Origin of the sequence: Flavobacterium ginsenosidimutans (assembly GCF_003254625.1) — a bacterium.
In the GTDB taxonomy this organism is placed as follows: domain Bacteria; phylum Bacteroidota; class Bacteroidia; order Flavobacteriales; family Flavobacteriaceae; genus Flavobacterium; species Flavobacterium ginsenosidimutans.
In genome coordinates, this window is the sequence record NZ_QJRJ01000078.1 from 237,015 (window position 1) to 258,973 (window position 21,959).

Annotated in this window: 17 protein-coding genes; 11 read left to right on the plus strand and 6 right to left on the minus strand. The window is 34.0% G+C overall.

Features of this window, described 5'->3' with window-relative positions; translation table 11 throughout:
• Positions 1–28: 28 nt before the first annotated feature.
• Positions 29–2,641, plus strand: coding sequence for a T9SS type A sorting domain-containing protein (locus DM444_RS14375; protein WP_111287812.1), 2,613 nt, complete (start codon positions 29–31; stop codon positions 2,639–2,641).
• Between the two features lie 121 nt (positions 2,642–2,762).
• On the opposite strand, the gene DM444_RS14380 is transcribed toward DM444_RS14375, so the two are convergent.
• The 5 genes from DM444_RS14380 to DM444_RS14400 form a co-directional block, all read right to left on the minus strand.
• On the minus strand, positions 2,763–4,055 hold the full coding sequence (locus DM444_RS14380) for a DUF6055 domain-containing protein (RefSeq protein WP_111287814.1): 1,293 nt from the start codon (positions 4,053–4,055) through the stop codon (positions 2,763–2,765).
• A 6-nt stretch (positions 4,056–4,061) separates the two neighbouring features.
• Complete coding sequence (locus tag DM444_RS14385; protein WP_111287816.1) at positions 4,062–6,020, minus strand: glycoside hydrolase family 97 protein; 1,959 nt, start codon at positions 6,018–6,020, stop codon at positions 4,062–4,064.
• 20 nt (positions 6,021–6,040) lie between these two features.
• Positions 6,041–8,206: a family 43 glycosylhydrolase gene (locus DM444_RS14390; RefSeq protein WP_204251688.1), complete on the minus strand. Its 2,166-nt coding sequence runs from the start codon at positions 8,204–8,206 to the stop codon at positions 6,041–6,043.
• Between the two features lie 116 nt (positions 8,207–8,322).
• A complete protein-coding gene (locus tag DM444_RS14395; RefSeq protein ID WP_111287820.1) occupies positions 8,323–11,013 on the minus strand; it encodes a DUF5695 domain-containing protein in 2,691 nt (896 codons plus the stop codon).
• 57 nt (positions 11,014–11,070) lie between these two features.
• The gene (locus DM444_RS14400; protein WP_111287822.1) at positions 11,071–14,130 is read right to left on the minus strand and encodes a beta-L-arabinofuranosidase domain-containing protein; all 3,060 of its coding nucleotides are present in this window, start codon (positions 14,128–14,130) and stop codon (positions 11,071–11,073) included.
• A gap of 373 nt (positions 14,131–14,503) precedes the next feature.
• Between DM444_RS14400 and DM444_RS14405 the strand changes: the two genes are divergently transcribed.
• Together DM444_RS14405 and DM444_RS14410 are read left to right on the plus strand one after the other, a co-directional pair.
• Entirely contained in the window at positions 14,504–16,108 is a 1,605-nt protein-coding gene (locus DM444_RS14405) for a class I SAM-dependent methyltransferase (RefSeq protein WP_111287824.1), read from the plus strand.
• Between the two features lie 75 nt (positions 16,109–16,183).
• Positions 16,184–17,107, plus strand: coding sequence for a bifunctional helix-turn-helix transcriptional regulator/GNAT family N-acetyltransferase (locus DM444_RS14410; protein WP_111287826.1), 924 nt, complete (start codon positions 16,184–16,186; stop codon positions 17,105–17,107).
• Positions 17,108–17,262: 155 nt separating this feature from the next.
• On the opposite strand, the gene DM444_RS14415 is transcribed toward DM444_RS14410, so the two are convergent.
• Positions 17,263–17,946, minus strand: a complete 684-nt coding sequence (locus tag DM444_RS14415) for a S24 family peptidase (protein ID WP_233074110.1) — start codon at positions 17,944–17,946, stop codon at positions 17,263–17,265.
• 309 nt (positions 17,947–18,255) lie between these two features.
• Here DM444_RS14415 and DM444_RS23645 point away from each other — a divergent pair, with 309 nt between their 5' ends.
• The 8 genes from DM444_RS23645 (at position 18,256) to DM444_RS14450 (ending at position 21,954) form a co-directional block, all read left to right on the plus strand.
• Entirely contained in the window at positions 18,256–18,393 is a 138-nt protein-coding gene (locus tag DM444_RS23645; RefSeq protein ID WP_162614974.1) for a hypothetical protein, read from the plus strand.
• On the plus strand, positions 18,386–18,661 hold the full coding sequence (locus tag DM444_RS14420) for a hypothetical protein (RefSeq protein WP_111287828.1): 276 nt from the start codon (positions 18,386–18,388) through the stop codon (positions 18,659–18,661). Before DM444_RS23645 ends, DM444_RS14420 begins: the two co-directional genes overlap by 8 nt.
• A gap of 12 nt (positions 18,662–18,673) precedes the next feature.
• The gene (locus DM444_RS14425) at positions 18,674–19,390 is read left to right on the plus strand and encodes a DUF3164 family protein (protein WP_111287830.1); all 717 of its coding nucleotides are present in this window, start codon (positions 18,674–18,676) and stop codon (positions 19,388–19,390) included.
• A gap of 122 nt (positions 19,391–19,512) precedes the next feature.
• Positions 19,513–19,713, plus strand: coding sequence for a hypothetical protein (locus DM444_RS23650; protein ID WP_162614975.1), 201 nt, complete (start codon positions 19,513–19,515; stop codon positions 19,711–19,713).
• 407 nt (positions 19,714–20,120) lie between these two features.
• On the plus strand, positions 20,121–20,366 hold the full coding sequence (locus DM444_RS14435) for a hypothetical protein (protein WP_057119678.1): 246 nt from the start codon (positions 20,121–20,123) through the stop codon (positions 20,364–20,366).
• Between the two features lie 322 nt (positions 20,367–20,688).
• On the plus strand, positions 20,689–20,976 hold the full coding sequence (locus DM444_RS14440) for a methyl-accepting chemotaxis protein (RefSeq protein WP_095931269.1): 288 nt from the start codon (positions 20,689–20,691) through the stop codon (positions 20,974–20,976).
• Positions 20,973–21,425 carry a CHAP domain-containing protein gene (locus DM444_RS14445; RefSeq protein ID WP_111287834.1) on the plus strand — a complete coding sequence of 151 codons (453 nt, stop codon included), beginning with the start codon at positions 20,973–20,975 and terminating at the stop codon, positions 21,423–21,425. Before DM444_RS14440 ends, DM444_RS14445 begins: the two co-directional genes overlap by 4 nt.
• 28 nt (positions 21,426–21,453) lie before the next feature.
• Positions 21,454–21,954 carry a hypothetical protein gene (locus tag DM444_RS14450; RefSeq protein ID WP_162614976.1) on the plus strand — a complete coding sequence of 167 codons (501 nt, stop codon included), beginning with the start codon at positions 21,454–21,456 and terminating at the stop codon, positions 21,952–21,954.
• The last annotated feature ends 5 nt before the right edge of the window (positions 21,955–21,959 follow it).

A 21,959-nucleotide genomic window follows, 5' to 3' on the forward strand; every position in this document is an offset into this window, starting at 1 on the left:
AAACAATTAACAACCAAAACTTATCCTTATGAAAGAAAAAAAATTACCCCGATTTTTATCTTTTCTGCTTCTTGGACTCTTTGTGCTCTTCGCAGAAAATTTAAATGCTCAGACAAATTTAGCAATGCTGAGTTCTACAAAAGTAAGCACCTCTCATGTTTCGCCTTGGGAAAGTCTAAGTGCGGTAAATGATGGTTTTACACCCATTAGTTCTGATGATCGAACAAATCCTATTTATGGAAATTGGGATGGTGAAGCAGCCTACAACACCTACAATTGGATAGAATACGATTGGGATTTTGCCCATCAAATAAATACTGTTTCCTTATATTGGTTTACAGATTTTGGAGGAATTGCTCAACCTACAGATGCCTACATTATGTATTGGGACGGACTTGATTGGATTAATGCTGGTTCGGTCGGATTAGCTTTAAACCAATTTAATTCTGTTGGAAATTTAAATTTTAAAGCTAAGAAATTAAGGGTTTATTTCAAAAGTACTACTGCAACCGGAGTAGTTGAATTCCAAGTTTTTGGCGTAGAAACAACTCAATGCGATCCCACAGGATTGACAGCAACTACCAAAATAAATAACGGAAGCGAAAAAGCTCAAAATTATGCCGTTGTTTCTCCAACCGAAAGTGTACAGTTTTTAACCTCAATTGCAAACAATGCAACAGGAGGCAAAATGAAATGGACTGGTCCAAATAATTTTGTGTCGAGTAACCAAAACATTACGCTCTCCAATTTACTAGTAGAAAATTCTGGAACTTATCGTTTTACCTACATCAATGATTGCGGTACCGAAAGCACACTATCTTTTTTTCTAACTGTAAAAGAAAACAATAGTGACTTCAGTATATGGCCAAGTTATGACACTACTCTTCATTACGATTTTAAAGCAGATTATCCTGATTTTCCAAAACCTACAAAAAATTTAGAAGAAGACTATCCAAACTATAATGGCTGTAATGTAGCTAAATCTACAAGTGTAGGATCGTGGACTTTTGTTGCTGGCCCAAATGCAAACCCTTTGGTTACAGATACAGCTGTAGATTTATTATTAAAACGTTTAGATAGCGATTTTACTTTTCTAAGAGATAATATGGGCTGGCCGCCAGACAAATTGTATCGAGCAGGATATCGCAGTTCTGTGTATTTATATGGTTCTGGTTTGTGTACCGATACCGCTTCAAATACAGATTTAGGAGGATGGCAGAGCGGCGTTGGCACTCCAGATGGAGAAAGCTGGCCAATGGTTCTTTTGTCTTATTATCCTGTTGCGAGTTTCGATCCTAATACTACTTTTCCAGATGCACAATATCAAACTGGTGCTTGTGTTCACGAAGGAATACACGCTATTTATGCCTCTTTGCCTGGATGCAGAAAAGCAGCTTGGTTTCATGAAGGTTCAAATGTTTGGCTGCAAACCGTTTTGGATATCAAAAAAACTGGAAGTACAGATTATAGTAATGTTGATTTAGGATGGTTAAGTGCAGGTTCTGTTATCGCGCCTTTTATTCCTATCGAATGTTATAGCGGATGGCTTCAAGATGGTTCCTTTGGAGGGCCTTCTGCTGAAGGTGTCGATTCTGGAGTTCAAAATTCAGAAGGAGTAACTTTAAGATTAACTCGAGATATTATTGGAGGAGTTCAGTACAGTTCTGTATTTCCAACGTTTTTAGGAGAAATTGTAGATGAAAAAAGTTTACCGTGGGTTTGGAATTATTGCGAAGGACGTGTTTTAGAAGGTATTGCAAACGGTAATGGTGTTGTGAATGGTTTAGGAGATACCAAAACACGCAAATTGATTCAGGAATACAGAGCAAGATTAGCATTGTCCGATTTTGGAAAATTTGAACAGCCTATTTTAAATCTGTATCGAAATAATATGGGACGCGAATTAGGGCCTGAACAACCAGCTCTTATCAATGTAGAAAAATGGAAAGCAACACCTTATGCAATAACAACTACAGACGAAAACGGATATTTAATTCCAAACGAAAAGACACTGCCTGGCTGGTCTGGCGCAAATTTTATTCCGATTCATGTTGAAGGAAATCAAGCTACTGTATTTTTTGAGCCTTTAGGAGAAAATATGTCGATTCAATTATGCTACCGCACCAAAGAAGGAAAAACGGTTTATACACAGCCTGTTTATGCAGGCGACTGTACAATTTCTTTTTCTCAAGGCGTTCCCGCAAATGGCGTTATATTCGCTGTAATTTGTAATTCAGATTATGTTTTTGAAGGCGAAACTACCCGTAAAGCTAAATTCAATTACAGAATTAAATTGGAAGACGGAGCTACAAGTACAGCTAGTGTAGATAAAAATTGGTGGGATTGGAAAGCGATTATAACTGAAAATCTTGCGGTTACCGATTTTTCAAATTCAACTCCTAACTTTTTGGTTTATCCAAATCCAACTAATAATGCTTCTTTGCTTAACATTAAAGTCTCAAATGAAAATACTGAAACTTACAATTTAAAAATAACCAACATTAATGGTCAAGTAGTATTTGAAAATAAAAACTACAATCTTGAAGAACAATACCATACGGGTAATTTATCAAGAGGTATTTATTTTGTAACCATTCAATCTCAAAATTTTAAACAGACCAAAAAGATTATTGTAAAGTAGCAATTTAGCTAAACATATTTAATTAAAAATGTACTGCATCTTTCAAATGAAAGGTGCAGTTTTCATAAAACAAAAAAAGCTTTATAAATTTATAAAGCTTTTTTTTAATCAAATTAAATAACTAAAATAGTTTTGTGTTTTCGAAATGCACCTTATATGGAAAACTTCTATAAACTTCTTTCTCATTTTCCCAAGAATGTTTTTCATGTTCTTTCGGACTTCCGCTAACCACTAACCATAAATACTCTGTGTTTTTAGGAATTTTAAATTCAACTTCATCTTCACTTTTCTTAAAAACTGTGCTGTAAACTCTACTGCCATCTTTTAATGAGGCTACAAATCCGTAGCGCCAGCCTGCTTCTTTGGTTTCAGCCAAACCTTTAAATTTCAGTTTAACTTTTGTTCCTGCTGCTGGAACGTTTAGTTTTATTCCGTTATAACCATAATCCTGAGGACAATTTGTAGAATCTATTTGATACCAATTTTCTTCAATTTCATTCAATTTCGAAAGATGCAAATTTCGATATGGTTTTGCAACCTCATCTATTCTTTTTAAATCCCAAGTAATAAATTTTCGAGAAGCATCAAATATTTCATCATTAAATTGTTCCTGCGAAATATTATTAATTCTCTTATAAGTCATTACTACATCTTCTCCTTCTTTAGTTGATCGGCTGAGTCTTCCCCAAAAATCAATGCCGTGTTTTTCTGACCAATATTCTAAAACATAAGGAGAATGATACATATTTGCAGGATGCAGAAAAGCGTAATGTGTTCCTTTTAAAAAATCTTGAAGATGATAATTTTCAAAAGTCATCCATTCAGGATAAACCTGCCAGAGCATATATTGAGCCGACATTTCCATAACAGGTCCAGATGGTCCCGTTTTGCTGTCGGCATGGCTCATATACTGAAAGGAATGACCAATTTCATGCGCTAATGCCCCATAAGGAACTTTATTTATTCGAACGGCTGGAGTCCATAAAATACCAACTTTATCCTCTTCTCCACCTCCAAAAGCAGTATTTTCGTTTCCTCCAAAAACAAATATTAGTAATTTATATTGATCACTTACTGAGTGTCCTTTTTGAACCAATTTTAAATCATTTACGTAAAACTGATAAAATCGTTCACATTCTTCCATTGCTTTTTTGGGATCGAAACGTTTTTTAATATCAGTGTTTAAAGTCGGATCATCACCATATTCTTTATGCCAGAACATCACTATATTATCCGACTCTATCATTCGGCTGTAACTGTAATCGTTATCAGGTGAATCATAATTATTATGATCTGGAACAGACCAAATTTTAGCTGGAATATATCTTTTCTTCGCTGAGACTACTTTTTGTGCATTTATTACTCCAACAAATGATAAAAAAAGAAGCGTAGCGATTTTCATGGCGTTATTCATTCGCTATTATTTTTTCGTAATAATCGCAGACCAACCTCCTCCAGATGCCATTTTAGCCGTTACTTTTGTATTTTTAGTAACCTCTAAAACTTCTTTTTTATAATCTTGCGCAAATGCTTCAGCGTTAATTCCATCTGAAAATACTTCCATCGAAAAATTTCCTTCACCTAAAAAAGAAAGATCAATAGGCAATTCTCTAGCATCTGCATCTGTCATGCCTCCAATAAACCACTTATCGTCTTTTTTTCTTGCTACTACAATATAATTTCCAACAGAACCATGAAGCACAACTGTTTTGTCCCAAACTGTTGGAATTTGAGTAATAAAATCAACTGTTTCTTGTTCTTTGTAGTAAGTTGACGGTGATTCACACATCATTTGCAACGGCGCTTCATAAACAACATACATCGCCACCTGATGCGCGCGCGTTCCCATTGTCATCGGATTATTAAAACTTATGGCAAAATTTTTAGGCTGTTTGTTAATCATCGAGCCTGGTGTAAAATCCATTGGGCCTGCTGCCATTCTAATAAACGGAATCGTTACGGTATGCTCTGGCGTAATGTCTTCGCTCCATTTATTGTTTTCATTCCCTCTAACCCCTTCATAGTTTAATACATTTGGATACTTTCGGTGTAAACCAGAAGGCTTAAATGCGCCGTGAAAATCTACTAATAATTCCAATTTGGCACATTCTCTGGCAATTTGCTCATAAGAATTGACCATATACTGGTCGTTGCGCTGCATGTAGTCAATTTTTATTCCTTTTGCTCCCCAGCTTTTATAGGCTTCTAAGATTGGTAATAGATTCTGATCCAATGGTTTCCAAAGTACCCAAAGAATTATGCCGACCCCTTTTTCTTTTCCATATCGAATCAATTCTTTGACATCCATTGCAGGATTAAAATCAAGAATTTCAGTAGTCGATTTTGTCCAGCCTTCGTCAAGAATTACATATTCAATTTTATTCGCTGCAGCAAAATCTATAAAATATTTATAAGTTGCTGTATTTAAACCCGCTTTGAAATCAACGCCATAAATATTATTATCATTATACCAATCCCAAGCTACTTTTCCGGGTTTGATCCAATCGGTATTTTTAAGCACATTTGGCTCTGCCAGTTGGTAAGACAAATTACTTTCTATAAAAGTGCGATCGTCATCACTAATCATAAATACACGCCACGGAAAAGCTCTGCTTCCGTTTGTTTTGGCAATATAATCTGCTTCTTTCGCAATAGTTTGTACCCGATCTGATTTTCCGCCCTTATCGACAGCTTCTAAAACATATTTAGGAAATATTGCATTTAAAGTTGTGTTTCCGTTACCTTTTAAAAATAATCCTGGATAATCATGAAGTGCTGTTTCGGTAAATAAAACTTTGGCGTTAGGTGTCGTAAACAAAACTGGAAGACTGCAAAAATCCTTAGGCGCAATCTCATTTAAAGATTTATCCAAATACAATCGCTCATTGTGAGAATACATCGATTCTTCCTGAGGAAATAGAGAACGAGAGTCTTTCGGAAATGATAAAGAAACTTTTTCAGAAATTACATTTCGCTTTTCTTTGGCCTCATCTATAAACTGATATGCTACTCCGTCATTATAAGCGCGAAAATTAAGCTTGTAATTTCCCTGATAAGTAATCGAAAGTTCCGTGTATTCATCTTTTATTTCGCTTTCTTTAATTGGCACTATGGCATGTATGTTTTGAGACACACTTTTTACCGTCTGTTTTTTAACTTTCGGATTCAATCCAAAATTTGTTTTTGACGAAAAGTCCATTCCCGCTTCTGCATTTTCTATAATCAAATTTCCATTTAATGATGCCGACCAAGAAATTTTATCGGAATTATTCACTTTTATCTGAATATGTCCATTTGGAGATTTAACTTCATAAGTTTGCGAAGAAGCTTGGTACGCGCATAACAATAAGCCACATAAAATCAGTACTCTTTTTTTCATTTTCGAATGCTTTATTTAAACTATTTTTTAGAAGGTTCTTTAGTTGCTTTAGGCGCAGTTTGTTTCATTAAATTTAGCACCTCATCTTTATTCAATCCGTAATCATACATTTTAAAAGATGCCATAAAACCAGAATAATTCTCTCCAATATCTGAAGCACCAATTATAATTTTAGCATTTTTTATCGCCGATGACAGCATCATATTTTGAGCATTATCGAGTACGCCGTCTACATAAATTTTTTCCACAACACCATCAAACGTCAAAACGATATGATGCCATTTATTTGGTTCTGGAACTTTATTGTATTTCATATCAAAATGGCCATCTAAATGCGGTGCGGCACCATAATGACTGCTATTATAAGCCAGTGCATTATAAGAATTTGCCAAATTATATTCGGAACGATCACACCATGAGGCCAAAAATTCTCCTTCTTTGGCAACTTCTGGATTTTTTACCCAGACTGCAACAGAATAAGAACCATTCCAAGCCAAACTTTTAGGAACGGGCTTATCCAAAATCAAAGCGCCATTTACAAAATTAAGAGCTTTAATTTTATCTTCTTTATCCAAAAAGATTTTGACATCGCCAGTTTTTGTAAACGAACCTCCTAACGAACCTTTATTTGGCAAACTGCTAAACGAAGTATTGTTTTTTTCATTCGTGACATCAAGATCTATCAGCATTTTATGCGAACTTACAGCTGCAAGTTCTACATTAGATTTTTTATTTTCTAATTTTAGAGGAAGTTCAAATAATTCGCTGTACACTTTTATGTTCCAAATTGCCGCATAAAGTCCTGTTTTTTCTGTACCTAAAATTTTTAGTTTTAAGAAACGAGCCGTCACATTATTATCATCAATCATTGGACTTCCAGAAGTGCGATTTTTTGATTTATCAGCATACAAATGCCAATTTTTCCCGTCTTTAGAATATTCTAATGTATATTGATAATAATAGCTTGCAAACTCAAATTGGGTCATTACCCTTTTAATTTCTTTTACGCTTCCTAAATCGATCGTTAAATCTTGCGGTAGCGCATTACTGCCAGCTTTCCACATTGTTGCATTATTATCATCTATTGCAAAATCAGGTTTGTATTGATAATCGTATTCTAACGATTGTAAATGATAATAAGAAGATGCCGTTGCTTTGGCATTAAGTACTAAGTTTTCAGGCACATTTGTTTTTACCATTTTTCCAATACCTACTGAAGTTGGAATTACTTTTTTGATTGTCGAATCGTTTTCAAAAATCATTTTATCAATACAGACTTGTCTAGCCAAGCCTCCTCGAGTCATTGGATAATCGTGTTTGTGATAGACTATATAATAATCTTTTCCGTCTTCTAATACCGAATGATGTCCTGGTCCGTGTGTTGTTTTGTCTTCATTTGTACTCAAAATCGGATTATTAAGTCCTTCTTTAAACGGTCCATAAGGAGAATCTGAATATGAATATCTCACATTATAAGTTTCGTCATGACAAGAAGCTCCAGAATACATCAAAATATATTTGTTCCCTTTTTTCATCATGTACGCGGCTTCAAAAGGTTCTGGAGTCTGACTTAACGGAATGTTTTTGGAATTCATCATATCTTTCATCGTAGAATTATTTAATTCTCCTACGGCATATCCGCCATTATAATGCACCCAAGTTCCCCAATAACCGTATATTTTCCCATCAGAATCTCTAAAAAATTGTGCGTCTAAGGATGGAAAACCTTCTCTTGGATATCCATTTGAAATTACGGGTTCATCATTTTGATTTAATTTTTTCCAAGGTCCTATCGGAGTATCCGAAACATAACCGTAAATATTACAGCCAATTTCACAGTTTCCAAAATACAAATAATATTTACCATCATTTCCAACAACAATATCAGGCGCCCAAAAATTGGTGATTGGTTTTGCTGTAAAAGACGGAATTTCCATAGTGTAATTGTACCAGTTCTTTAAATCCTTGCTATACCAAACGGTTGGAGCTCCAGATGCCAACATTTCATTATCTGTGGTAGCATAAATATAATAAATATCGCCAAATTTTTTAATAGTTGGATCTGCGTAATACCCTGGCAAAATTGGATTTCCAGCATTTAATAAGTTTACATTTACTTTTTCCTGCGCAAAACCGCTTATCATAAAGAACAGTAAAAGGAAGATAAATAATATGTTCTTTTTCATGATTCTAATAGTATTATTTTAATATAACTGAGCTGTTCAGATTAGTAAAAAAAGAACAAGGGCAATTCCACTACTAATTGCCCCTGTTCAAAACCAATCTTAGTTTAAAGCAAAAATTATTTAATTTTTATTTGAATTGTTTTCTTTTGAAGCGGAATTTCATAAGCTCCTCTAACCTTAGAATAAGGAAGCTGAATATCTTTATTAATTCTCAAATAAGCATTTGGAGTAAATTCGTTCTGACTGCTTAAAGTGATTTCAACTTCATCTGTTTTTGTATTATAAGTCACTGTATCAAAAGTTCCTGCATCTAATGTTAACCACAATTGTTTTGGTGCAATAAATACTTTCGATTTTGCCGCAGTAGTTAATTTTACTTGTACCAAATCGCCTTTTACTGTACTATTCCCACCAAAAGCTAACCAGCCTAAATCGCTATCTTTTGTAATATACGTAGCGGTATTTACAGCATAACCATAAAAACCAGAACCGTAATCTCCAGACAAATAATCGATTCTTAATTCTGTTGGATAAGAGTGAAAAGCTGCAGAACCAAATCCGTCTTCGGTAATGTTCGAAATTCCTCCTAAAAGTCCGCCATAACCTACTTTCAATAAATATAAGTCATCTGATTTTTTTCTGTATTGCCTCAAAACTGGAATAGCATTTAAAGAAGATCCGTAATGATGAATCTGACGTTCTACTCTCGATAATTTTCCTCCGTATAAGAAATCCCAATATCTGCGCGCATTACCATTGTACGCCCAGTGAGGCATTGTTGGCATATAAGCCAAGATTGCATTTAATGTTACATCAGCTTTTTCATCATAACCAAAATAATCCGACCACATATAAACTTCTTCCTGACCTGTTGAATCCCAAGGCATTTCGCTTCCAAAAGGATAATCAAGCGCTTTCCAATGATTGGCTCTTTCTTTCATTTTTGATTCTAAATTGGAAGCCAAATCCGTAAGATTTTCATTTTTTAAATCTTCTAAAATCAGTAGAAATACCGAACCTTCCATTTGACCAAATTGTGCATAATAAGGAGCCAATTCAGTCATTGCGATTGAGGTATAATAAGCTTGTTTTAAATACCAATCCCAAGGTTTATCTACTACTAAATCTTTATTGTATCTCGCTAATCGATACAATGTCCAATATGCTGCGGCAACGTGAGGATAGTTATAAGATCTTCCAGGATCGTTTGCTTCTTTATGTTTCCACGCTGCCCATGAACTATAATCTACATCTTTGCTGTAAGTTCCTTTTGGCAGAGAATCTGGTTCATAATAAAAAACGCTTTTTTTAACCCCGTATTTATTTTTTCCATCACTATATTGAATGTTTCCCCAAAGTGTTTTATCTACAAATTGTTCTAATTTTTTAATTTCTTCTTTATCAGGCTGAATATGCTGTTTCATAATTGCAGCCAGCCATCCTCCTGCTCCGCCTTCATCACTTAAACCCGCTACCCAAGCTCTGCTGTCTTGAGTCAGTTGTTTTTTGGTTTCGTAATCATAACTAATTACCGAAGGATTTCTTTTGAAAATTGGATCTGGCTGATCGAACCATTGTTCTGTAGTCAAGAAATGTCCAAAATCTTTAATAACTTCATTTTCAGGTTTAATAATTTTATAATTGATGGTTTGTTTTATGCCATTTTTATAATTGATGGTCAATCTGGCACGTCCCCATTTAATGCCATGAACGATATATTTCTTTAATCCTTTTGGCGTTCTGCCATCTTCTTTTATTTGAAGCGCTCCTTTTGGTTCAATTTCAAATGAGCTTACTTCATTTTTATAATTCAAAAACAATTTTGATTTAACATCTTGAGGAAGCACATATCCCGGAATACTTGTCGCAACAGGAAGTTCTTCTTTTACAAGCGTGTTTTGTATGTCTTCAATTCCTTCAGAAAGCACCAATTTTAAGGCAAAACTTTTAGATTCTTTTGGTTTTAATACTAATGAAGTTGGTGCATTCCATTGCTGTGCATTTTTCCATTCATTTTCGGCGTAAGCTTTACTGTAGACCATCCATTCGTGAAAACCTTCAAAAACAATGCTTCGTGGAGTTGGATCATCCAATAAAGGACGATACGCTTCAAAAGCCATATTTTCTTTTGGAAGAACTAATAATGCAGGTCCTTCTCCGCTTAATCTTTTTACTTCTAAATATCCCGCATCCATTCCGATATAAGGATCAAAAAATACATTTTGAGCGTGCGTTTCATTCAATGATTTTCCTTCTAAAATGTTGTTGAAAACCATCGGAATTCCTAATGCTCCAATCTCAATATTATTAGCTGATTTATTAGTAATCTCAAATCGCATTACTAATTCGCCGCCATCAATTTCATAAAAACGCTTAATTGTTACCGGAATATTACTTGGTAAAGTATTGGCTAAATCTGCTGCAGCTAAAACTTTTTCAGAAGTTTGTAAAGGCGTAACCGCTTCACGTTTAGCAGCTGTTGAATAGCTTTGCCAATCGCCGTTTCCTTCTTTAATTCTTAAATTAATATCTCCAAGATGATAAAGTCCGTCCTTGTCTCTGATTTCAAGTCGGTCACTAGGCGTAAAATCAAAATTCAAATTTTTAATTGGCCTTAAACCTGCAACTGTCTGCGATGCTTTTACCAATTTTAATTGAAAAGCAGGCGTATTTATTTTTTGATAAACTTCGGCAATACCCAAAGAAGGTTTCTTTTGTTCAATTCTACTCCAATAATCTTGAGCCTGAATACTTATCGTACATCCCAAAAATAATAATAAACCAAGTCTGTATTTTTTATTTCCCATCTTTGTTTTATGCTAGTTTAATTTGTTTTTTGCTTTTGTTTTATGCTTTGTGCTGACTTATTTTAAAGTAACATCCAGATAAACCGAATGACGCCCATAGGTATTGTAAAATGGTTTAAATTGTACTCCATCAACAACAAACTCTAATTTTTCTGTATCACCTTTTATAGATTGGTTCAAATCTTTAGCATCCAATGTTATTTTACGCCATTCTTTAAGTGGTTCCGATTCTTGAGCTGCCAACAATATTGGCCCATAAAATAAACTTGCAATGTTCTGCTGATCCATTACAGGATCTAAATGAAATTGAAATGGCATACGAAGTTCAATCTTATCTCCGTTTTTCCATTTACGGCTTAAAGTAAGATAGCTTCCCGGAACTGCTTTTACTTTTTCGTCCTTGCCGTTTATTTTTACAAAAAATCCTTTCGTTGCCCAGTGCGGTACACGTACATTTAAATCAAACTTTCCGTCTCCTTTGATCGTTAATTGCGTATGATCTTCATTTGGGAAAGAAGTTGTCTGCTCTATTGTTACATTTTTTTCTTTCCATTTTACTGTTGAAGGAACATAAAGATTAACATATAAAGCCTGATTGTCAATACTTTTAAAATAAATTGAATTTTGCAATTTAGTACTGCTTTCCAAAGCCGTTCCGTTACAGCAAGTAAAACCGTCCATTTTTGGATTACCAAATTGTTTTATAGATCCAGGTCGCAACGGAACATGATACGTATTTGCAGGTGTTTTTTCTGCCACCGAAGCGAGAATATGATTGTACAAACCTCGTTCATAATAATCCATAAATTCAGCACGCTGATCAAAAAGAAACAAATCGCTAGTCAATTTCAGCATATTATAAGTTGCACAAGTTTCATTTTGTCCCCCAGCAGAAAATCCGTTTTCATAAATTGTTGAAGGCTGACTGATAAAACATTCTGCATTTGCAGGATTACTTGCTCCAGCAACACCACCAATACTGTACATGTAATCGTTGGTAGTTTTGTACCAGAAATTATCAGCAATGCGATAATATTCAGGAGTTTTAGAATCACGGTACATTTCAAGTGCGCCCACAATTTGAGGAATATGCTGATTGGCATGTAAACCGCGAAATGTATCTACATTTTTAGCTAATCCGTTTGAATGTTTTGCATCTCCATAAAATACTTTAATGTTATCAAACAGTTGAGCAACTTCTAGATAACGCTTTTCATTAGTTATTCTGTAAAGACGCGCCATCACTTCATTCATTCCTCCAAATTCGCCAGCAATATATCTGTTCCACATACTGATAAGCGTTTCATTAGGCAATTTTTTCATTCTTGCATATACCCAATCTCCCATTCCTTTGGATATTTCGAGCGCTTTTTCATTACCGCTTACTTCATAAACATCTAATAAACCAGCAAGAATTTTATGCAAAGTATAATATGGCGCCCAAATTTGAGTTTTCTGTCCGCCATAATTTGCTCCTTTTTCCAACATTATAAATTGATCTGGCGGATAAGCACTTATAAAACCTTTTCCCCAATTCCAGTAATCAGTGCGAATGCCTTCTGTACTTAAATCAGAATCATATTCTGTTTTGCCTGGACCAAAAGGAACTGCGGTCGGATCTGAAACACTTGATCCTCCAGCTTCACGAGGTTTTCCAGACATTTGCGCCAACTCATAAAGAGTATTGACCAAATAATCCATTTTTTTAGAAAAATTTTCATGTAAAGCATTATCATATCCTGTACTTGCATAAGCCTGTGCAATCGCCGTTAAATAATGGCCTGTTGCATGGCCACGTAATTTTGTGTCTTGAGTATCCCAAACTCCTAATGCTTCTGCGTTTTCTGGCTGTTTTTGTCCAAATGCATTTCTAAACATATACAAGAAAGAATCAGGATTTGTTTCAGCAAGAGTTTTTATAAATTTCTCTCTATTTTCAATAAATTTTGTGTCATGTCCATGAGAATCTGAGTTTAATGTTACCTCATCTAAATTGAATGTTTTCAACTTAAGTTCTGGTGTCTTCGCTTCTTTGGCCGCTTGTACTGTAACAATTGCTTTCGGTTTTAAATCAGTACCTGAAACCGTTCCTGTCACGGTATATTGTCCCGCTTTTAGAACCGAACTATTATCTGTTGGCGCTGGCCAGATTACTTTAACCTCAGGCCCTTCAATTCCGTTATTATATTCGCCTTTTAAAGTGCGAGGTAAACGAGGAAGATCGCCAATTACAGTCTGAACTTTTATATCTGAAACATTCATTAGAAATTCATTATACAACTGAGGAGTTGTCGCAGGAAACTTTGGCAAATCGCCTGTTGGCTGTTCTGGTTCCTCTTCTTCCGCTTCTTCTTTTTTCAAAGAATTATAATAGATTTTATCAATCTGTTTTTCAGTTAAAGGAACTCGATAAACTCTAAAATCATGCAATTTTGCCTTTAAATACGGATCATCAGGCAAAATTGATTTACCTATATTCAAGGTGTTATTTTTACCCGAATTAGGCTCAAACAACTGATCTAATTTTAATTTTACATTCTTAGCAGAACCTGTTAAAACTCCATTTACATAGGTGTTTAAAGATTTGGAAGGAATATCAATTACAACTACTAAATGAACCCACTTGTTAAGTTCTAAAATTGGCCCATCGGTTTTGTATTTCTCTCCTGCTGAAGTTGTAATTTCAGTTTGCAAATTGTTTTTTTCCTTGTTTCCTGTCGGAGCTACAAAAAAATGCGTTTTATTATTTTTTCCAAAATCAAAAAAATGCTGATTTCGCTGATCAGAAAGTAAATATATCCATCCCGAAATACTCAGCGATTCTTCCCCTGCAAATGCATTGCCTGGAATTGTCAAATAGGAGTTACTATCTCCCGTCAAAGAAAGCACTTTTCCGAACTGGGAATCATTTTCGAATTTCATTTTTAAACCTGACACATTACCATGCAGATTATTTCTAGACCAATCTTTTACATCGCCGTCAAACACATAACGGGCAATCAATTCAGTTTCACCAATACCATCCAAAATCTGATCACCGCCTTGCGCCCATAAAGTTGCTGTATTTATGGAGCTAAAACTCAACATTGCAAATAGTAATAGTCTAGATAATTTCATATTTAAAAAAATTTAATATTTCGTCTTTTAATTCTCAACTCGCAATCAAAAAAATGTCAGTAATCAATAAAGCTTTTTTAATTGTGTAAAATGTACATTTATCAAAAATAGCCAATAATCCTCAGCAAATCGAATATTTTAACAATTGTAAAATTATAAGCAATAAGCAAATTAATCCAACTATATTTTATCCTAACCCAATACTATATTATCTTAAATTAAACATTTTAACAGTTTTATAGAATAATTCAAACATCTACACACTTATAAAGACGCGTAAACTTCATTGTCAATTATTTAGACCTCTTATCGAAATTTGGCTGTCAAGTAAGAAAAAAAATCACTATTTTTAACTAACCTTCATTTTTTCATTATGACCGATAAATCACAACTCTTAAGTTCCATTTTCAGACATCTTGATGGCTTGGTTACTGCTCCTGTAGCAATAGCACTTAAAAATAAATCTGTATTAGAATTTATTTTAGACAAAAAGCAAACGCAATTATCTGAGCTTACAACTGTTTTTCATGCCAATGAAGGCTATCTAAATATAGCTTTAAGAATTTTGGCTTCTCAAGGCTTTTTAGATTATAATGTTGATAATAAAACACAGATAATTACAATTGCTATAAACGAGAAAACCGAAACCGCTTTTTCACTGTTTCATCTGTACGAAGATGTCGTTACATTACTGCAATTGTCTATACATTTTCATCCGCGTTTGTTTGAAGATACGCCATTTGAAAAGCTCAATGCGATTTTTGAAAAATATAAAAAGAGATACGGACTTGAACCTTCGACCGATCCTTTGAAAAATAGTATTCAGGAACAGATTTTAAAACATATTGAAGGTTACCTGATTGGGCCAACTATTGTGCGTTTGGCGATGAACGGAATGTTTCATAAATATTTTATGGAAACTTCTTTCAGTCCCGAAGAGTTTCATAAATCACCAGAAAATTTTAAAAAAATATTAGACTTTTTTGTGCATCTAGGCTGGTTTCTGGAAAAAAAAGGAAATTATCAATTTACCGAAGCTGGTTTGTTTTTTGCCAAAAGAGCGAGTGCTTATGGCGTTACGGTTTCTTATTTGCCAACATTTGCTAAAATCGAAGAATTAATTTTTGGCAATCCAAATGTATTGCAAACCACTGAAGGTGAAAACGAAATTCATGTCGATCGTGAAATGAATGTTTGGGGAAGCGGCGGCGCTCACGACACTTATTTTAAAGTTGTGGATGAAATTCTCATAAAACTTTTTAATCTTCCTATTGAAGAACAGCCAAAAGGAATTCTCGATATGGGATGTGGAAATGGCGCTTTCCTCCAGCATATTTTTGAAGTAATCGACAGACAGACTTTAAGAGGAAAAATGCTCGATGAATACCCTTTATTTTTAGTTGGCGCTGATTACAATCAGACGGCTTTGAAAGTAACCAGAGCTAATCTTATAAACGCAGATATTTGGGCAAAAGTAATTTGGGGAGATATTGGCCGTCCTGATTTACTTGCTAATGATCTGAAAGAAAATTATAATATTGACCTAAAAGATCTTTTGAATGTAAGGACTTTTTTAGATCATAATAGAATTTGGCAAGAGCCGAAAAATGCTAACGAAAAGAGAGTCAGCACCTCAACTGGTGCATTTGCTTACAGAGGAAAAAGAATTAGCAATAATCTGGTTGAAGACAATCTTTTGGAACATTTACAAAAATGGTCGCCGTATGTGCGTAAATTTGGCTTGCTTTTAATCGAACTTCATACCATAGATCCAAAACTTACTGCCAGTAATTTAGGCAAAACTCCAGCAACAGCTTACGATGCTACTCACGGTTTTTCTGATCAGTTTATTGTTGAAATTGATGTTTTTAATGCTATTGCAGCAGAAGCGGGATTATTCCCAGATCAATCTATTTTCAAGCGATTTCCCGATGCTGATACTGCAACAGTAAGTATTAATTTGTTGAAGGGGAAATAATTTTTGAAATATTATTAGTTGACAAAAGCAACTAATTTTATATATTTGTATCTCAACAATACAATATTTCAAACCATGAATACCACAACTTCAAAAATTAGAAGTTTTAATAGATTTTATACGGCGCATTTAGATATCTTAAGTCAGCATTATTTAGACAGCGAATATTCTTTAACCGAAATACGAATTCTATATGAAATCAGCGAAAGCAAAATAATAACCGCTCAGAAAATCACCGAAATTTTAAATCTAGACAAAGGATATTTAAGCCGAATTTTAAAACGTTTTTTAAAAGAAAACTTAATTGTAAAAGTCGCTTCCGCAGAAGATAAACGCGCTTTTAACATCAAACTGACCGATTCTGGAAATGAATTATTAAGTATTTTAAATGCTAAATCTGAAAACAAGATCGAAGGTAAAATTGAAAAACTAAACAATTCTGAAAAAGAAATTTTAGTCGATTCGATGAATACTGTTAGAAATCTGCTTACAGAAAATAAGATAGCTCGAGAAGATATTACTTATCGTCATAATATTACTCCTGGCGATATTGGCTACATTATTTATTTACACGGATTTATCTACGGAAACGAATCGAATTTTTCAAATGATTTTGAGAAATACGTGATCAAGACTTTTTACGATTTCTTAGAAAAATATTCCCCAGAAAAAGACCGAATCTGGATGGCAGAATACAATAACAAAATTGTGGGATGCGTTGCAATTGTGCATCAACCTAATGAAGAAGCGCAATTAAGATGGTTTCTTCTAGATCCCGCTTTTAGAGGTCTCGGAATTGGTAAAAAACTCTTAACCGATGCCATTGATTTTTGCAGAGAAAAGAAATTTAAAAACGTTTTTCTGCTTACCACAAGTTTACAAGACAAAGCGCTTCAAATGTATAAAATGATGGGATTCGAACTTACAAAATCTGAAGAAGTTCAGGAATGGGGAAAAACGTTTTATGAGGAGCGTTATGATTTGAAACTTTTCAAATAGAATTACATCTTTGATGCAGTCTCACACGTTCCTACCAAATAAGAATAGATTTAAAAATATGAAAATGCTTTAGCCAAAACTTCAAAAGTTTAGCTAAAGCATTTTTCATAATCCTCTTTTTATTTAAAAATAAGTCTGAGATTTATTAAAACAATTTACATCATAGTATTAATACGAATACTAGCTTTTATAAGAGCCAATGCTGATATTTTTGACACATGAATATCTTTTGGCTGATGATGCGAATTCTGACTTACTAATTTCACATAATCTTGCCCTTGATCAGATTTCTGAACGTATTTTACAGTGATGTATTCTTCCCAGTCATTCAGTTTAACACTTAGAAGATACATTTCGCCAAAAAAGATATTTTCAAATTCTGTTTCCTTATAAAGAATAATGTCTCCCGATTTCAATAAAGGATACATACTATCTCCTGTTACAGAAATTGCTCCATCGCATTTTGGAAGATTTGGAATTTTTATTGTATCCAAAATTCTTTGCGGTTCTCCACTGCTAAAGAGCTCTCTTAAACCCGCAACCGCCTCTAAATCATATAAAGGTATTTCTTGATTTGCATGAAGCGAATCGACTGTTTTTCTATCACTATTCATAACCATAACACTAGTATTTTCTTCTTTAATCATAGGTCCGTTTCCTGTTAACAGCCACTCTGAACTTAGGTCTGGATAATAGTGTAATATTTTACATGCCTTATCTGTTCCCATATTACTGCTATTGTCTAAAAATTTATTAGAAAACCCTAGATCATTACAAAACTTATACTTAGTAATCCCTTTATAATCAAGATATTCCCGCACTCTTTCCGTTGACCCCATAAAAAGATGTATTATTTTACGTTAAAAATTTGTTTTAATGTATTATTTTACATTATATTTGCAAAGTAAAGAAAAATAAAATTGAAAAACAATAGGTTAAGCCAGAAAATATTGAGCAAAGATAAAATCAAACAATTTTAAATAACACACAAACAATTGATTTACAAAGACTAAAACAACAAATATTCACAAAAAGAAAAATACTACCCTAAAAGACAAAAAGAATGGAAAATACTACGATTTAAAAACAGCCCTTCTTAAAGAATCTGAAAACAATAAAATATCATTAAATCTTTAATCCAAATTAAAATGGGAACAAATCAAATCAAAGAAAAAATTCGGGAACTGGAAAATTGGCTTATTGAAAATCCAAATAGTCCTGAAAGAAGTTTAATCGAATCTGACATTAAAAAATTAAAAAATCAATTAGAGAAAAATTATGAATAAAACACAAATCGAAGAACGTATCGCATTATTATATCTGGCACTACAATATTGTTCAGAAAGAAGCAAAACTTTTACAGCCGGAGAAAGAATCTGCATCAATCAGGAACGTTTTCAATGGATGCATATACTGGATGATGAAACTGCCTCTCCTCGTCCTGTTCCGTCAAATATTGAAAGTAAAATAAACGAGGTTTCGAAACTTGCTTTACACCATAATTTCAAACCTTATTATGCAGATCCATTTAAAGAAGAAATATTAATTTACTAAAAGCCAATTATTATGAACACTACAACTGCAAACAATTTTAAACCTGTTATGGACTTAACTCAATTTTCTGCCCAACAATTAAAAGAAGCGCTCCAGCGAGTTGAAAACAAGAAGAATGAAGAAAGAGATGCTTATAAAAAACTAGTAGCAGAAACGATTCCAAAAGCACTTTCTAGATTACAGGAAACTTCTGAAATGATGCAGAATGCAAAAACGGAAACTTTTAGACTGTTTGAAACTATTCTGGACTTAAAAAATCAAGTTTACGGATTTAAAGAAAAACAAATGTCACACACTTTTTCTAATGACAAAGAAGAAATTACGATTGGATACCGCATTAACGAAGGTTGGGATGATACCGTAACTATTGGAATCGAAAAAGTGCAGAATTATATTTCTTCTCTTTCTACTAGTAAAGAAACTGCTTCGTTAGTCAAAATTGTTTTCAATTTATTAAAAAAAGATGCCAAAGGAAATCTAAAAGGTTCTAGAGTTTTGGAACTTCAAAAACTGACAAAAGAATTTAATAATGAAGAGTTTACAGATGGTGTAGAGATTATTGCTTCGGCTTTTAAACCTGTACGTTCAAGCTGGTTTATTGAAGCTTGCCGAATTGATGAAAATGGTGTAAGAACCAATATTCCGCTATCGATGTCTTCTGTAGATTTTTTACAAGGATATGCTTTTGATTTCTTTAATCAGCAAAACGAACAAAATCATGCAGCTTAATCACGACATTTATTTATCACTGTTATTAACGATTCTGTTAATTCTAACCAATTTAAAACCCATCCTTTTATTTAGAGAATGGTTTTATTTCAAATTAAAAACAACTTTTAAACAATACCTGAATGAGCGTAAAAATAAAGCCAATTACAGATCATGAAAGCTACAAAGTAAACGAACACACTATCTTTAAAGACAGACTCGGAAATTGGAATTGCAGTAACGACTTATCCAAAAAAGAACGTCTGGCTTTTAATCGGTATGAAAGTATTTTGATTCAAAATCCGAGATTCAAAAAACACACAACAGCCACTTATAAAGGCTAAAACGACCTCCAAACCTGCAGCCGAAAAAAGCAGGTAAATAAAAATGGTTCCTGTTTCTTCTTCTTTATGAAGAGAATCAGGAACCGATAAACGGGCGATTTCTGCCCTTATAATAAACAGCCAAAACTCATTCTTTCTATTGGAATCCAAACCTAAAAAGGTTTTGGAAACAGGATTGTCATGCGGGGTTTGCTGACCTAAATTGTTAAATAAATCTTTAACAAATACAACCTCAGAACGAGGTTCAATATAAAAATGGCATCGGGAAGTAAAAACCATTTATTAAATATGATCAAATGGTTTGGCTGTCTTAAATATGATGTCTTTATAATTCAAACTATTAACTCTTTTTCAAACTTCGTTCTTCTTAAAATTCTTTTTTTCTATCATTCAAAATATTATCTCTCATGCCTATATCTTCAAACAGAAGTCTCGGAATTCAAAAAAATAAATTAATGCGTTACAAACTCATTAAAGAACTGTATCAAAAGCACAAAACGGAAGATATTCCAACTACTGTTGTGTGGCGTAAATACGTCTACCCAGTATATCCAATTTCGAGAACTACTTTGTATGAAATTCTCTGTACACCTATCACATCTGAACTAAAAAAAATTGAAGAACTTATGAGCAATCAGGAAAGGTCTTCTTAATACATATAAAAGAAAAAAATCATTCTTTTTTTATCTTCAAAAGCATCCTTTTTGTGATGCAAAGATGAGCCATTTACTTCATCTAAAACGACTTCTGTTCGCTTTCCTTACAACTCTGTAAAGCCCTAGAATACAAATGTTCGCAGACCTTGCAATCATTTTTTTTAGGGCTTTTTTCACCCAATCTTTGCAATCTCAAAAGGAAACAACCGCGCTCAAAAACTAGAAAAAAATCTAGTTAAGCTTCCTCTCTAAAACAACGCTAAAGTTGTTTTTTGAACAAATCATTTTTAAACCCAACATTCAACTTTAAACACATTCAATGGAGCAGTTTTTATACCCCACTCTAACCGCATTTTTTGCCGCTTTTATTACTTGGTTTTTCTCTATGCGAAAATCACTCGCAGAAGACCGCGCAGCCGAACTCGACAATGCCGTAAGCGCAGTAAAATATTACCGTGATCTTCTGGACGACATTACCGCACGGCTTACCGCTGCCACAGAAACCATAAAAAAAATGGAAATACAGCACAAAGAACTCATGCTGATCAACCAGCAATTGGTTGACGAATTACAAAAATTTAAACAATTAAACGGAAAAAGCTCATGACACTAGCTCAAAAAACTATCGAAATTGCTACGGCACAGATTGGTGTCGAAGAAATGCCAAGAAATAGTAACGCAGGCCCCGAAGTAGAAATTTATTTAAGAAGCGTCGGACTTGGTAAAGGATACGCCTGGTGCATGGCTTTTATTTACTGGTGCGCACAGAAAGCTTCTCTTCAGATTAACGAAAAAAATCCTTTGAAGAAAACGGGAGGTGTTTTAGATCAATACAATTCGAGACCTCTTTTGGTAAAAAAAACACCTCAGCCTGGAGATGTTTTCATTATGGATTTTAATAACGGTACTGGTCACGCTGGATTTGTCGAAAAGATTGCCGGAAATACAATTTATACCATTGAAGGAAACACCAACGATTCTGGAGGTCGAGAAGGCTATAAAGTAGCCAGAAGAAAACGCGATATCAAAAGCATTAAAGGCTTTTTACGACTCTAAAACCAAAACTTATAAACCCAATTTAATTATGACTAAAAAACTAAAATGTCTTGTTTTCTCTCTTTTCATTATCCTGATTATGATTTCCTGCCGAAGTTCGAAACCTGTGCAAAATGAAAACAAAACCCAGACCATTACCATTACCGAAACTTTACACGATACAGTTTTTAAAATTGCTAAAGACAGCAGTTCTTACAATGCATTATTAGAATGCCTTAACGGAAAAGTAGTTCTTAAAAATGTTATTCAGGCCGAACCAGGGCGTAGATTAAAAAGCCCAAAGGTTCGACTTGATAACAATAAACTTCAAGTAGACTGCAACCTGAAAGAACAGGAACTCTACGCGCATTGGAAATCGAAACAGGTTAAAGATGTCCAAGAAAAAACGATTACGATTACTGAGTTTACCAACTATCTCACTTTTTGGCAAAAAGTACAGATTTGGCTTGGGAGATTGCTACTTCTTATTCTCCTCTTTTTACTTGGAAGATTCATCTACAGCATCTATAAACCTGAATGGTTTAAATAAAAACT

Coding starts and splice junctions, on each gene's coding strand:
- DM444_RS14375 (WP_111287812.1), top strand. CDS start 29: ATGAAAGAAAAAAAATTACCCCGATTTTTATCTTTTCTGCTTCTTGGA.
- DM444_RS14380 (WP_111287814.1), bottom strand. CDS start 4,055: ATGAATAACGCCATGAAAATCGCTACGCTTCTTTTTTTATCATTTGTT.
- DM444_RS14385 (WP_111287816.1), bottom strand. CDS start 6,020: ATGAAAAAAAGAGTACTGATTTTATGTGGCTTATTGTTATGCGCGTAC.
- DM444_RS14390 (WP_204251688.1), bottom strand. CDS start 8,206: ATGAAAAAGAACATATTATTTATCTTCCTTTTACTGTTCTTTATGATA.
- DM444_RS14395 (WP_111287820.1), bottom strand. CDS start 11,013: ATGGGAAATAAAAAATACAGACTTGGTTTATTATTATTTTTGGGATGT.
- DM444_RS14400 (WP_111287822.1), bottom strand. CDS start 14,130: ATGAAATTATCTAGACTATTACTATTTGCAATGTTGAGTTTTAGCTCC.
- DM444_RS14405 (WP_111287824.1), top strand. CDS start 14,504: ATGACCGATAAATCACAACTCTTAAGTTCCATTTTCAGACATCTTGAT.
- DM444_RS14410 (WP_111287826.1), top strand. CDS start 16,184: ATGAATACCACAACTTCAAAAATTAGAAGTTTTAATAGATTTTATACG.
- DM444_RS14415 (WP_233074110.1), bottom strand. CDS start 17,946: ATGGGGTCAACGGAAAGAGTGCGGGAATATCTTGATTATAAAGGGATT.
- DM444_RS23645 (WP_162614974.1), top strand. CDS start 18,256: ATGGGAACAAATCAAATCAAAGAAAAAATTCGGGAACTGGAAAATTGG.
- DM444_RS14420 (WP_111287828.1), top strand. CDS start 18,386: ATGAATAAAACACAAATCGAAGAACGTATCGCATTATTATATCTGGCA.
- DM444_RS14425 (WP_111287830.1), top strand. CDS start 18,674: ATGAACACTACAACTGCAAACAATTTTAAACCTGTTATGGACTTAACT.
- DM444_RS23650 (WP_162614975.1), top strand. CDS start 19,513: ATGAGCGTAAAAATAAAGCCAATTACAGATCATGAAAGCTACAAAGTA.
- DM444_RS14435 (WP_057119678.1), top strand. CDS start 20,121: ATGCCTATATCTTCAAACAGAAGTCTCGGAATTCAAAAAAATAAATTA.
- DM444_RS14440 (WP_095931269.1), top strand. CDS start 20,689: ATGGAGCAGTTTTTATACCCCACTCTAACCGCATTTTTTGCCGCTTTT.
- DM444_RS14445 (WP_111287834.1), top strand. CDS start 20,973: ATGACACTAGCTCAAAAAACTATCGAAATTGCTACGGCACAGATTGGT.
- DM444_RS14450 (WP_162614976.1), top strand. CDS start 21,454: ATGACTAAAAAACTAAAATGTCTTGTTTTCTCTCTTTTCATTATCCTG.